This is a genomic window from Cytobacillus firmus NBRC 15306 (genome assembly GCF_001591465.1).
GTDB classification, from domain to species: Bacteria; Bacillota; Bacilli; order Bacillales; family Cytobacillaceae; genus Cytobacillus; species Cytobacillus firmus.
The window spans coordinates 1-13,039 of sequence record NZ_BCUY01000054.1 but is presented as its reverse complement, the minus strand read 5'-3'; the positions used below and the strand labels follow the sequence as shown (position 1 = coordinate 13,039).

Below are 13,039 nucleotides of genomic sequence, written 5' to 3'. Positions count from 1 at the left end.
AAAAATCATTTCTTCTTCGCTCCATCTTTTTTTACCCTCGCATGTGAAATAACATACATATAGGTAAATCATACTTATACTCAAAATCCAATAAAAAATTTAATTCTTAATAAAAAAAAGAGCCTAGACAAACTAAGCTCTCCAGATTATAGGGGGTCAACTATAATAGTTCGACCACATTCAGTTTAACAAATTCTGCCTGAAAAGTTAAGTTACTAAAGCACTATTACTCAAAAGCGTTAACGCGTCAGTTTAAAAAATCATTTTAGAATTCATAGTTTATATAAATCTTGTTAACAGTTTTTAAATATTTTAAATTTATAATGTCAATGTACCGAAAGATAAAGCCTTTTTCATTCCCCCCTTTTCAAAACCGGCCAATTCGATGGCCGGTTTTTGTATGATCCTTAAGGGCTGATTTATGCAAGCCTGAATACTATTCCATGACCGCCTTTAGGATATTCCCATTTAATATTCTGATACGGGCACCCTATTCTGCAGCTGCCGCATTCATGACATCCTTCGTAACCGACCTGCATTCTTAATCCTTCCCACTTGTAGACCTCAGCCGGGCAGAAAATGGTGCATATTTTATCGGGGCATTTTGTCATACAGATATCATGATCCAATACGGTAAGATGCGATTTTGTATCTGCCTTAAAACGAACTAAATATTGCTTTTCTTCGATCGTTTTCGTTGACATTATTTCACCGCCTTCCATGCCCTGTACATGTCTTGAAGCACACGAATTGTCCCGCGTTCACTGGTGAAGCTCTTCATAATTTCTTTTTGCTTTTCTTTCTTCGGAGTTCCATCAACGGTAAAGAATTTGTTCGCTGCCCTGTTCAGCATTGGAACATATTCCTTAAAATACTGCGGGTAGTGTTCAAACGTGTGAGCTGCATCTTTATATTTTTCCAGGTCCTTAATTATAAAGCTTTGATACAGTTTTTCTCTGTACTGATTCAAGCTGGTTTCGCTAAAATCACCCCGTTCCTTGGCTGCAATGATGGTCTCTGCAGCCATTGTTCCGGAAGCCATGGCCATGTTGGAGCCCTCACGGTGAATGGCATTAACAAGCTGGGCCGCATCACCTGCAAGGAGAACACCATTACCGGCCACTTTCGGCACCGAATGATACCCGCCTTCAGGAATTAAATGAGCCAGATATTCAGCGGACTCTCCCCCTTCTATTAAAGGTCTTACCATAGGGTGTGTTTTTAAATAATCCAGCAGGTCATATGGTTTAAGCTTTGCCTTGATCATGCTTGAGAGCGTTGTTCCTACACCAATATTGATACTATCTTTATTGGTGTAAATGAAAGCTGTACCGAGATTGCCTTTCGTGGAGTCCCCGAAAATTTCAATGGTACATCCCTGGTTGTCTTCCAGGTTGAAGCGGTCATTAATTTTGTCTTTAGGAAGATTAATGACCTCCATTACTGTCAGCGCCACTTCATCAGGACGGAACTCTTTATGGTAGCCAAGCTGCTTTGCAAGCAGTGAATTCACACCATCTGCCAAAACCACTACATCTGCATATATATCTCCATCCGGACGGTCTGTTCTTACCCCAACCACTTTTCCATTCTCAGTCAGACACTCAAGCACGACAGTCTCATTTATTAATAGAACGCCCTGCTCAACCCCTTTTTTTGCAAACCATTGGTCAAAAGGTGCGCGGAGCACTGTGAAATTATTATATGGCTCCTTCCCCCACTCAAGACCTTTATAGCCAAAACTTACTGCCGATTCTTTATCCATCATCCAGAATCGCTGTTCTATGACTGGCCTTTCGAGTGGTGCCTCTTTCCAAAACTCCGGAATGATTTCCTCCATTTGTTTGCGGTATAACACACCGCCCATTACATTTTTGCTGCCCGGATATTCTCCTCTTTCGATTTGCAGGACTTTTAGGCCGTTTTTAGCGCAGGTGTAAGCACAGGAAGTTCCTGCAGGCCCAGCCCCGACCACAATGACATCAAACTTTTCAGACATAGCTCATTTCACCCCCTCTTTCTCTTGCTTCCTTGAACTCTTTAATCAGCTTCGGAACAATTTCAAGTGCATCACCTACGATACCGCAGGTTGCTACATCGAATATAGGGGCTTGCGGATCCTTGTTAATCGCAATGATAAACTCTGAATTTTTCATGCCTACAACATGCTGAATTGCCCCTGAAATCCCAATAGCAAAATAGATCTTTGGTGTAATGGTTTCTCCTGTCTGCCCCACCTGCTGTTCATGCGGAAGCCAGCCTGCCTCCACTACATCCCTTGTACCCCCTACGGTCGCTCCAATGGTGTCAGCCAGCTCATGGATCAGCTGGAAGTTTTGAAGATCACCCATTCCTTTTCCGCCTGCAACGACAACATGGGCTTCAGCTAAGTTCACTTTTTTTGTGACATCTTTCACAATTTTAATCACCTTTGTGCGCATGTCATCTTCTCTAAGGGTAATCGGTTCCTCTATAACCTCACCATGCCTATCAGGATTCGGCTCCATGGCCTTCATAACTTTAGGGCGGACAGTAGCCATCTGCGGCCGGTGTTTTTTGCATAGGATGGTTGCCATTATATTTCCGCCAAAAGCCGGGCGGCTTGCTTCAAGCAGCCTTTTCTCCACTTCGACATCCAGCATGGTTGTATCCGCTGTCAATCCAGTACTGAGATCTGTGGCAACCGCGCTCGCTAAGTCTTTACCATTGGAGGTAGCCCCATAGAGAAATATTTCAGGTTTATATTTTTCGGCAAGATTGATAACTGCCTTCATATAAGATTCTGTCCGGTAATCCTTCATTACTTCGTGGTCGATTACATAAACCTGATCAGCACCATATGTGATGACCTCCCGGCTTAATGACTTAATTTCATACCCAAGCAGAACACCGGAAAGAGGCACCTCAAGCTTATCTGCCAGCTTTCTGCCTGCACCGAGCAATTCAAGGGAAACCCCTTCAATTTTCCCATCATTTTGTTCTATGAATACCCATACTCCCCGGTACTCATCCATCATGTAAATCCCCCCTATTTATTACTGTTTGGCTGCAAAAGCTCTTTTTTATCATTAAGAAGCTCCATCAGCTGCTGAATCTGTTCGTCTGCATTCCCTTCCAGCCTTTTTCCGCCTTCCGGCTTTGGAGGGGTAAACATTTTACCCACTATCGTAGGAGATCCCTTCAGCCCCAGCTGTGTCCGATCCACAGCTTCAAGGTCATTAACAGACCAGATAACCGGCTCATATCTGGCAGCTTTTATCATATTAGGCATAGGGGAATATTCTATGCTGTTAATCTCTTTTTCAACGGTCAGCAGGCAAGGGATTTGAGCTTGAATTAATTCATATCCGTTCGTAATTTTCCTTTTGATCAGAATCGTTTTTTCACTTTCATTAACTTCAGCAACTTCGATCACATTGGTGACAGGCGGAATATCGAGCCGCCTTGCTATACCTGGTCCAACCTGGCCGGTATCTCCATCAATGGCATGCTTTCCGCATAGAATTAAATCCACAGGCATATCTTTTGAAATACGTTCTAAAGCTTTAGACAGAGCATAGCTTGTTGCCAGTGTGTCGGCACCGGCAAATGCACGGTCAGAAATTAAAAATCCGCGGTCCGCCCCAATTTCGATACTTTTCTTAATAACTGCTTCAGCCTGTGGCGGTCCCATGGATAAGACTGATATGGTGCCTTTTCCAATGGCCTTAGTAATTTTCACAGCTTCCTGCACTGCATGGGCGTCATAAGGATTCAAAATAGCAGGAGCACTGCGCCGGTCAAGGGTATTAGTTTTGGGATTGATTTTAATGATTTTAGTATCAGGCACTTGCTTGACACACACAACTATGTGCATTTTTTACTTTCCCTCCTCTTAACTTAAAGCTTGTATGAGTAATGATTACTTTAAGTGATAAAAAAAGCTTTGTATTACGATATATGATTCTCTATACAGGCATAGTACTTCTTTAATGAATTAATATGTTTATTGCTAGAATAGAGGCGAACTGCAAAAAAAAGAACCCTCCACGGATCCTTTTTGAGTTCCTTGTTTTTTATGATCAATATATATGCTCAGTTATTTAAATTATACAACTGCTTTCTTCCAGGATAGAATCACTTGCCTGAATGAAACTCTCATTCTTTTCTTTTGTTCCTTCTCCCGTTTAATGACGCATTGATATTCAAAAATCAATTGATCGAGTTCCTGGCTGCAGCGAATCGTATCCTGGCTCGCCATTCCATTCTTTCTGGCCGTTTCTATCATTTTTAGCCTTTTATGCTGGATTTCAGTCAGCAGCTGTATTCTTTTATTGCGCAACTTTCTTCCTCCTAATCCTATCCCTTTTATCCGATATAAATGTGTCTACTTGAAGCATTATTACAAGAATTTCTATAAATGTAAATAGATTCGCAATATTAGACAATCTTTTTCCAAATTTATTTTAATCGACACTAATTTCACTTTACCCTCACGCGGTTTCGACACCTTCTGCTAAATAAAACATGTGAAATCAGCAGTATCAGCAGTATTTGATAAAAAAATTTGCAAGATTTGAAAATGTAAAAAAAAACCATTTAATATAGTAAGAAAATAAAAAACCCACTGCCGGGGCAATGGGTCAAAGAATTATTGATGAACTTCCTTTTCTTCATAAATTGGCACCCATCCTTCTGCAGATACAAAAATCCGGATGGCAACTACCTTTTTATCATCCTGCAGAGTGAAATAATGACGGATATTTTCAGGAACGGATATTAAATCGCCAGGATTCAGGAACACCTCAAAGAATTCCCCATCTTTTCCTTGTATAATAAAAACCCCGTGGCCGCTGACAATGAATCTCACCTCATCGTCTGTATGATGGTGTTCCTGCTGGAAACTTTGAAGAAGCTGTTCCAAATTTGGCGTATTCTCTGAAAGGGAGATCACATCCTGTGCCTTGTATCCTCTCCTTTCTGAAATATCCTTAATTTCTGCAGCAAATGTATCCAGTATCTCTTGCTTTTCATCATCGGAAAGCAAGTATCTTTCCTGGAGATTTTCAGGCAATTTATCTATTGGCCATTGCTCATAGATAACCTCCTGTTCTTCCAGAAAAGAAACAACCTCTTCCTGGTTCCTGATTTCTTTTTTTTGAATTTTTCAATACGATATATGCCAAATTAATCAACCCTCTCTATTAAAATCATTTTCCGTATTGTTTAAGAGCTTGTGAATTACACTACTTTTGATAGCTGACTGACTCTATGTTCCAAAAGCCTTAGCTGATAGCGGAACAGAAATTCTGAAGCTTCAAGAATTTTTTTAGCCTCAAAGGAGGTTTTGCCCCATACTGTAATTCCGTGATTCCTTATTAAAATTGCACCTGAATCTTCATGTATATGAGAAGAAAAACATTTTGCCAGAGTAGGGATGTGCGCATAATTAGGAATAATCGGAATCCTTAGAACGGCATCTTCCTCCCATTTATTAAATGCTTTTATGAGCTCTTGTCCTTTAAATGTAACTGCCTCCTGATCTCCATAAATTTCTGAGATGACATTATTATCAATTGTATGTACATGCAGACTGCATTCAGCTCTTGTTCTTTTGTATATTTCAGTATGCAGAAGTGTTTCAGCGGATGGCTTAAGATGGGTGCATCCCGCCGGCCGGCCAAATTCATCCACAAGGAGAAAGTCTTCATCAGTGCGTTTCCGTTTATCCTTCCCGCTTGCTGTTACAAGAAATTGAAGCGGACCTGAGCTCACCTTAATCGCCAAATTTCCGCTCGTTCCCATGAACCAGTCCCTTTCAGCGAGCTCATCTTTAATATCTGCAAGCTCATTCCATTTTTCCTCAAGTCTGCTCATACCCTCACCTCATTTAATTTTTTTAAGACCTCTATGCAATCATAGAATGTTTCAAAGGAGTTATGATTAAGGTTCAACTCTTTGCTTTTTTTCAGAAGCAGGTCTCTTGCTATAACAAAGTCCGCCTTTTTTGCAGCCTCAAGGTCGGTTATTGAATCACCGATTACCACTTTCAATGTGTCCTCAGCCTCTAATTTCCTCATAATGGAAGGCTTGCAGCAGCCGCAATTATTATCGCATTTTTCATCACAGCTATGGGGCCATAAGATTTTTATTGTATCTCCGCTAAAATCAGAACTATTGCAGAACACTGCTTCATAGGGTCCATATTTATCCAGAACGGGAGCCACAAAAAAATCTATTCCCCCGCTTACTATATAAAGCGGTATATCTTCTTCTGCCAAATAATCGACAAATGGCTGAAATCCCTCTCTTATTTTTGCATTTTCTAAGACGAAATCAGTGAGATCACCTTTCAGATTGCTTGGGAGAAGGGAAAACATCTTTCCTACTCCCTCTTTAATAGAAATTTCCTGCTGCAGAACTTGATTTTTTATCCCTTCCCATTGGGAGGGAGCAAAATGCTTCATAATATTGATGATGTTATCTTTTTCGGTAATAGTTCCATCAAAGTCGCAAAAAACCGCTATTTTAGCCATTCTTTACAGTCACCTCTTTGTACCCCCATAAATCAATCGCTCTTTTTAATTCAGAAAAGTCTGATGGAGCATTGGCCAAAGAAGCTCCCTTTAGAGTCAAATCAATCGCCTGGCGGAATGCCAGACCGCCTCCTCTTGCCCCATCCGGATGCCCGTGTACGCCGCCTCCGGCATTGATTACACTGTCTATTCCGAAGTCTTCAAATAGCAAAGGCACTAAACCCGGATGGATGCCGGCTGAGGGAACCGGAAAAGTTCTTAGGCAGAAATCATCCGCTTTCAGGCTATCCGCAATTGATAGTGCCTGAGTTTTTTCGAGGGCAACTGACCCATAAGGTGACGGGAAAAGAGACAAGTCAGCTCCTGCATACCTGAGCAGTTTGCCTAATAACAAAGGATAGGAGATTCCATAAACACTTGAAGCTGAAAGGGCTCCGCTAACTGCAGGATGTGCCATGATAGGCAGTTCAATCTCACTATCTTCTCTTAAAGACTGCAATACATCGAGCCCATAAGAGAATACATTGAAGAGAAGAAGATCAGCCCCAAGACTGGATGCCTTTCTTGCCTTATCTTTTAATTCAAACGATCTGCCTGTTAAATTCACAGCATATAAGGTCCGATGCCCCGTTTCCTCATAAACCTGTCTTAATACCTTTTTTCCTTCTTTTATCCGCGCTTCTAACGGTGTGAGGCTGTTTTCAAATAAAATTTCATCGTCTTTTACAAGGTCTATGCCGCCCATGGCCTGTTCCCGCAGCTGTGAAGTCAAAAAATCCATATCTTTACCGAGCACTCCTTTGAAGATGCTCATCAGAAGAGGCCTGTCATATACATTCAACTTTTCTCTCAGCCCTTCAATCCCAAATCGAGGTCCGGGGAAAAAGCTTTTTAGTTCATTGGAAAACTGTAATTCCAGTAATTTAATCTTTCCGTCCAGTGAAAGTTTCCCAAAGACTGTTGTTAATATTGCCGGTAAATCCGGACTAAAATTAACAGCTGGATAGGCGATCTTAATGATCGCAGCTGTTTCCTTGCTTTCTGTATCTTTGGTAAAGGTTTCAACAGAAACGACCCTGCCTTTATGCTTCTCCAGCTGCTGCTTTTCAACCTCGGGCAGATGGGTCCATGATCCCACCGTTAAACCTAAAGCGATCTCCTCCGCTTTTTTCTCCGGATTATGTTTTTCATCATGTATCAGGTACGCCGCAATAATTTCACTCATGAATTTTCTTCCTTTCAATATCAAAGAATGAGAAAAATAAAAAACCTCTTCAAATAAGAAGAGGTTAGCATAGCAATCTAACATCTTCTTATCTTTCAGCTAAAAGCTGCAAGATTTAGCACCGTGCTTAAGTTTAAGTCGGTTGCCGGGCTTCATAGGGCTAGTCCCTCCGCCTGCTCTTGATAAGAAAACGAAATCGAGTATTCAGTTAATTTAGAAATTTAATTAGAATTATGACAGTGCTTAATACTTTTGTCAATTGAATTATTGAAAAAATTAAAATAGGTTTAATTTTTGTATTCGTCCCACCGCCTCTTTAAGTCTTTCTTCAGATGTCAGCAAACCGGCTCTCACAAATCCTTCTCCAAACTGGCCGAATCCGTTGCCGGGTGCAACTGCAATATGTGCTTTCTCCAGGAGATACTCAGAAAACTCTTCAGATGTAAATGATTCCGGGACCTTGAGCCATGCAAAAAAGGAGCCTTGAGGAGCTTGTACATCCCACCCAATTTCCCTGAGACCAGAAATGAAAGCATTCCGTCTGGATTCGTAGATCGAATTCAGCTCTTTTACACATTCCTGGGAGCCTGACAGAGCAGCTGCCGCAGCTTCCTGAACAGCTCCAAACAAACTGACGTAAAGATGGTCCTGCATCAGGTTCAGTGCTGCAATAACGCTTGCATTTCCAGCGGCAAACCCTACTCTCCAGCCAGCCATATTAAAGGTCTTTGAAAGAGTATAAATTTCAATTCCGACCTCTTTTGCGCCTTCTGCTTGAAGAAAACTTACAGGTCTTTTTCCGTCAAATCCGATTCCGCCATATGCAAAGTCATGAACGATGCCAATGCCATGGCTTCGGCTCAATTCAACTGTTTCCTGAAAAAACTCTTTGTTTGCCACTGCTCCAGTAGGGTTATTTGGATAATTAAGAAACATCAATTTGGCTGAATTAAGCTCCTCAGCTGACAATTCACTGTATACAGGCAAAAAGTTATTTTCTTCTCTCAGTGGCATTGTCACCATTTTTGCTTTAGCCAGTGCAACTCCTGACCAATAATCAGGATATCCCGGGTCCGGAACCAATACGCTGTCCCCGGGATTTAAAAGGCATTGAGGGATTTCAACAAGTCCTGCTTTGCCTCCAAAAAGGATGGCTATTTCAGTATCCGGGTCCAATTCCACATCATATTCCCTTTTATAAAAGTCAGCTGCTGCCTTTTTTAAATACGGGTAACCCTGAAAAGGAGAGTACTTATGGTTTTGAGGGTTTTCGGCTGCTCTTTGAAGCCGCTTGACGATATGCTCAGGGGTAGGCAGGTCAGGATTTCCCTGTCCCAGATTAATAACATCATGACCCTCTTCAAGCTTTTTCCCCACCTTAGCTGTCAAAGAGGCAAAAAACTGTTTTGGCAGACTTTTTAATAGTTCTGATTGCGGATAATTAATCAAATTGTTCACCTGCTTAAAAAAATGATTGAAAATATAGTCACAAATGATATAACGTAAATGGTAAGTTGTAAAGTAATATTTAGAAAATTTCTATCTATCGGATTAATCATAACATATGGAAAAGAAGATTGCGGGGGAGTTAAATGAAATTAAAGATTGCCTGTTTGCAGATGGATATTGCCTTTGGAAAACCTGAGAAGAATTTTATAGCGGCCGAAGCCATGATTAATAAAGCGCTTAAGTCTAATCCGGACGTTTTGGTTCTTCCGGAGCTTTGGACGACAGGCTATGATTTGACCAGATTAGATGAAATAGCTGATCAGGATGCTGCCTTTGCACTGGCTTTTTTGAAAGAGACAGCACAAAAAAATAAGGTTCACCTGATTGGCGGTTCTGTTGCAAAGAAAACGCCTGAGGGCATTTACAATACTTTGCTGATTGTAGACCACAATGGTGACCTTTTACATGAATACAGCAAGCTGCACTTATTCAAGCTTATGAATGAGCATCTCTATTTGAAAGGAGGGTCAGCCAGGGGAGGGTTTTCTCTGGACAATAGGAAGTTTGCAGGAATGATTTGTTATGATATCCGTTTTCCTGAGTGGGTGCGGATCCATACAGCGGAAGGGGCAGAAGCTTTATTTGTAGTAGCACAATGGCCATTGGCCCGGCTTTCTCATTGGCGTGCGCTTTTGATTGCACGTGCCATTGAAAACCAGTGCTACGTTATTGCATGCAACCGTTCCGGCTCTGATCCTGATAATGTCTTTGCAGGCCATTCGATGATTATAGATCCTTGGGGTGATGTGCTTGCTGAAGGCTCTGAAGCTGAAGAAATCCTGCATGCTGAAATTGACCTGGATAAAGTGAAGGAAGTTCGCAGCTTAATTCCGATTTTTGATGACCGCAAACCGGATTTTTACCGCTGATGACTTTGCAGGGGACCCTGTCAGGGCCCCTGCTTACCCTTCTATTTTTGCCCACATTTCCTGAGGGTTTAATTCGTAAATGCCATTTTCGCGATACATATAATGGTTGATTATGAACTCTCTGCGTATAGTAGCATAGTCTTCATGATACTGTTTGATATATTCGTTAAGCTCTTTTTCTTCATATTTTTTTCCCATTTTCAAGCCTTTAATTAAATGTTCAAAAACCATGAGTTTCTTCTTTCTCTGGGCTGGAATATTCTTCAGCTTACCATCTCTGGTAAAGAAATTTTCAATAACTTTCTGGTTTTCTGAATTTTGTTCCTCCATTTTTTTAACCTCCTCTTTGTCTGCCAATTTTGCAAGAACACCTGACTGGTGTTTCAGGACGGATTCATTCAGATAAAAATAAACAGTATTTTTATCTCTCCTTTGATAAACAAGGTTTATTTCCCGCAGTTTATTTAGGTGATGCGTAATAGTAGGCGGGGTTAATCCAAGCTTTCCGGCTATCGCCTGGCCATGCAGCGGCCCTTTGGCAAGAAGAAAAACAATCCGGATTCTGGTAGGGTCTCCCATTGTCTTATAAAAAGCTACTAAACGATTTAATTGCATAAATGCGTGCCCCATTTCGATTATCATCTAATTAGATATTAATCGAATGTAATTCATTTCGTCAACAGAATTTGAAAAACCCCAAAAAAAATCACCTTAAAAGGGTGATTTGATAACTATTTAGCATAATTGGCCCCTTCAAGGGATAATAATATTTCTTTAATTTCTGTCCTGCTGCCTGCATACCCGGTTAAAGATTTATTCTTGCCGATAACACGATGGCAAGGAATAATGATTGGAAGGCGATTGGCCTTATTTGCCTGTCCAATGGCCCGCACAGCTTTATCTTTCCCTATTTTAACAGCAATGTCCTGATAGCTTCTTGTCTCGCCAAATGGGATGAGACAAAGCTCTCTCCATACTGCTTTTTGAAATTCTGTTCCATTGGGCTCTATTGGAATATCAAACTCCTTCCTATGTCCGCCGAAGTATTCTTCAAGCTGGAGAGTACACTTTTTGATCACAGAGTCAGAGGGATCAAATTGCAGGGATAAGACCTCTTCCCCTTCCAGAAAATCAGCTTCCCCCATGTATAAAGCAGAAAGAATTCCATTTTCTGCTACGATGTAAATGTCTCCAGCCGGTGTCATTTTTTTAGAATAAACTCTGCCTGTCATTTCATTCCCGCCTTTATATAAGGGGCAAATAGATGTGGAAAACAGTTCCTTCACCCATTTTGCTTTCCACTTCAATTGTTCCTTTGTGTTCTTCAATAATTTTATATGTAACCATTAAACCAAGTCCAGTGCCTCTTTCCTTTGTAGTATAGAAAGGCTCACCAAGCTTTTTTATTTTATGGGCAGGAATTCCTGTTCCTTCATCCTTTATGGATATGTGAACTTTATGATCAGATACTTTTTGAATGGATACTGTAATATATCCGCCTTTAGGCATGACTTCAATTGCATTTTTTATTATATTGATGAAGACCTTTTTCATTTGATTGGATTCACAGAAAACCTTGGGCAAATTCTGTTCATAATAAGTTCTGAATTGAACATTGTGCAGCACAGCCTGGGCACTAAGGAGATCGACTGTTTCTTTCATGATTTGTGAAATGTCTAATTCTACAAATTTGACAGCTTGAGGCTTAGCGAGAATAAGAAATTCATTAATAATTGAATCAATCCTGCTGAGCTCAGTGGTGATCACATTGAAATACATCGTATGATCTTCTTTTACACTGCCCTCCAAAAGCTGTATAAAGCCTTTAAGAGCCGTCATCGGATTTCTGATCTCGTGTGCAATCCCTGCTGCCAATTCTCCAATGACATTCAAGGAATCTGATTTCCGAAGCTGTTCTTCCATTTCCAGCTTCTCAGTTATATCTTTAAATGTCGTCATACTGATATTAGAAAAAATATTCAGCTTGTTGGAAAACTCGAAAAATTTCTTTCTGCCTGTTTTTAAAGTAATGGAAAGGTTCCCGTCTGATTGCCCCTCAGAGTGTATGTTTCTTATCTGCTCTTTTAATTCATCATCAGTTATATTGCAGTCATTCAAAATACTATGCAGTGATGCACCGATATGATCATCTTTTGTTATCTGCAGCATTCTCTGACCCGATTGATTAATATCGACTATTTCAAACTGATCGTTCCAGAGAAGAATACCTTCAAGAGCCCCTTCAAATATCATGCGAAATTTTTGTTCGCTTTCCCTTAGGCTTTTTTCCATGGCATGACGCTCACTGACATTTCTGAAGATTGTCATATGGTAGCCTTCAACAGAGTTCAATTTCACTGTAAACTCCAAAGATTTGAACTGGCCATTTGGCATAAGAAAAACAAGCTCATCCCTTATAGAGCCCTTAATGAACATCTCTTTAACAATGTTTCTGTATCGTTCCGATTTTTCATAAACAAAATCTTTTATCTCTTTTTTGATTAGTTCATCATGTGTACATTCAAAAATTCGGCAAGCAGCCTCATTAGCATCAATGATTTCACCATTCCCGCACCAAAAAATGATTCCATCCAGGGCTTCTATAAACAGGTCAGCATACAGCTCTTCATTCTTTTTTACTTTCCGTTCAAGGAGCCGCTTATTTGTGACATCTCTTAATATACACATATAAAGACCTCTTTCATTAAGCGTGCTCGTAGTAAAATCAAACTCTATAATACTTCTGCTTCCGTTATATACTGGAAGGATGCCCCTGACACTTTTATTCTTTTTCAATAGTTCCTTTTGCTTTTCAAGCTTGAAATGCTTATTTTCCGGTACGATTTCACACAGGCTCCTGCCTATCAGCTGCTGTTTATCCATCTTTATGCTTTTAGCAAATGATGGATTGACATCAACTC

14 protein-coding genes and 1 riboswitch are annotated in these 13,039 nt (G+C 40.6%); of the genes, 1 reads left to right on the top strand and 13 read right to left on the bottom strand.

The window, feature by feature from the left end; all coding sequences use genetic code 11:
• Positions 1-419 precede the first annotated feature (419 nt).
• From BFI01S_RS14735 to BFI01S_RS14690, 10 genes are all read right to left on the bottom strand, one after another.
• Positions 420-704: a ferredoxin family protein gene (locus tag BFI01S_RS14735; RefSeq protein WP_019381639.1), complete on the bottom strand. Its 285-nt coding sequence runs from the start codon at positions 702-704 to the stop codon at positions 420-422.
• Positions 704-1,999 carry an FAD-dependent oxidoreductase gene (locus tag BFI01S_RS14730; RefSeq protein ID WP_061793293.1) on the bottom strand — a complete coding sequence of 432 codons (1,296 nt, stop codon included), beginning with the start codon at positions 1,997-1,999 and terminating at the stop codon, positions 704-706. Before BFI01S_RS14730 ends, BFI01S_RS14735 begins: the two co-directional genes overlap by 1 nt.
• Positions 1,992-3,017 carry an electron transfer flavoprotein subunit alpha/FixB family protein gene (locus BFI01S_RS14725; protein WP_061793292.1) on the bottom strand — a complete coding sequence of 342 codons (1,026 nt, stop codon included), beginning with the start codon at positions 3,015-3,017 and terminating at the stop codon, positions 1,992-1,994. Before BFI01S_RS14725 ends, BFI01S_RS14730 begins: the two co-directional genes overlap by 8 nt.
• A gap of 11 nt (positions 3,018-3,028) precedes the next feature.
• Positions 3,029-3,856, bottom strand: a complete 828-nt coding sequence (locus BFI01S_RS14720) for an electron transfer flavoprotein subunit beta/FixA family protein (RefSeq protein WP_061793291.1) — start codon at positions 3,854-3,856, stop codon at positions 3,029-3,031.
• Positions 3,857-4,087: 231 nt separating this feature from the next.
• On the bottom strand, positions 4,088-4,321 hold the full coding sequence (locus BFI01S_RS14715; protein WP_061793290.1) for an aspartyl-phosphate phosphatase Spo0E family protein: 234 nt from the start codon (positions 4,319-4,321) through the stop codon (positions 4,088-4,090).
• Between the two features lie 309 nt (positions 4,322-4,630).
• Positions 4,631-5,143: a 1,2-dihydroxy-3-keto-5-methylthiopentene dioxygenase gene (locus BFI01S_RS14710; RefSeq protein WP_082804538.1), complete on the bottom strand. Its 513-nt coding sequence runs from the start codon at positions 5,141-5,143 to the stop codon at positions 4,631-4,633.
• Between the two features lie 77 nt (positions 5,144-5,220).
• Entirely contained in the window at positions 5,221-5,856 is a 636-nt protein-coding gene (locus BFI01S_RS14705) for a methylthioribulose 1-phosphate dehydratase (protein ID WP_061793288.1), read from the bottom strand.
• Complete coding sequence (locus tag BFI01S_RS14700; protein WP_061793287.1) at positions 5,853-6,515, bottom strand: 2-hydroxy-3-keto-5-methylthiopentenyl-1-phosphate phosphatase; 663 nt, start codon at positions 6,513-6,515, stop codon at positions 5,853-5,855. Before BFI01S_RS14700 ends, BFI01S_RS14705 begins: the two co-directional genes overlap by 4 nt.
• Positions 6,508-7,740 carry a 2,3-diketo-5-methylthiopentyl-1-phosphate enolase gene (locus tag BFI01S_RS14695; protein ID WP_061793286.1) on the bottom strand — a complete coding sequence of 411 codons (1,233 nt, stop codon included), beginning with the start codon at positions 7,738-7,740 and terminating at the stop codon, positions 6,508-6,510. The genes BFI01S_RS14700 and BFI01S_RS14695 overlap by 8 nt, the downstream gene beginning before the upstream one ends.
• 85 nt (positions 7,741-7,825) lie before the next feature.
• A riboswitch (SAM riboswitch) is annotated at positions 7,826-7,929 on the bottom strand.
• 87 nt (positions 7,930-8,016) lie between these two features.
• The gene (locus BFI01S_RS14690; RefSeq protein ID WP_061793285.1) at positions 8,017-9,189 is read right to left on the bottom strand and encodes a pyridoxal phosphate-dependent aminotransferase; all 1,173 of its coding nucleotides are present in this window, start codon (positions 9,187-9,189) and stop codon (positions 8,017-8,019) included.
• A 143-nt stretch (positions 9,190-9,332) separates the two neighbouring features.
• Here BFI01S_RS14690 and BFI01S_RS14685 point away from each other — a divergent pair, with 143 nt between their 5' ends.
• A complete protein-coding gene (locus BFI01S_RS14685; protein WP_061793284.1) occupies positions 9,333-10,118 on the top strand; it encodes a carbon-nitrogen family hydrolase in 786 nt (261 codons plus the stop codon).
• Between the two features lie 33 nt (positions 10,119-10,151).
• Here the strand turns inward: BFI01S_RS14685 and BFI01S_RS14680 are convergent, their stop codons facing one another.
• The 3 genes from BFI01S_RS14680 to BFI01S_RS14670 form a co-directional block, all read right to left on the bottom strand.
• Positions 10,152-10,733 carry a DUF2087 domain-containing protein gene (locus BFI01S_RS14680; RefSeq protein WP_035328457.1) on the bottom strand — a complete coding sequence of 194 codons (582 nt, stop codon included), beginning with the start codon at positions 10,731-10,733 and terminating at the stop codon, positions 10,152-10,154.
• Between the two features lie 116 nt (positions 10,734-10,849).
• Positions 10,850-11,350, bottom strand: a complete 501-nt coding sequence (locus BFI01S_RS14675) for a methylated-DNA--[protein]-cysteine S-methyltransferase (protein ID WP_061793283.1) — start codon at positions 11,348-11,350, stop codon at positions 10,850-10,852.
• 13 nt (positions 11,351-11,363) lie between these two features.
• The coding region (locus tag BFI01S_RS14670; protein ID WP_235831202.1) for a PAS domain-containing sensor histidine kinase at positions 11,364-13,039 on the bottom strand (1,676 nt) is incomplete at its 5' end.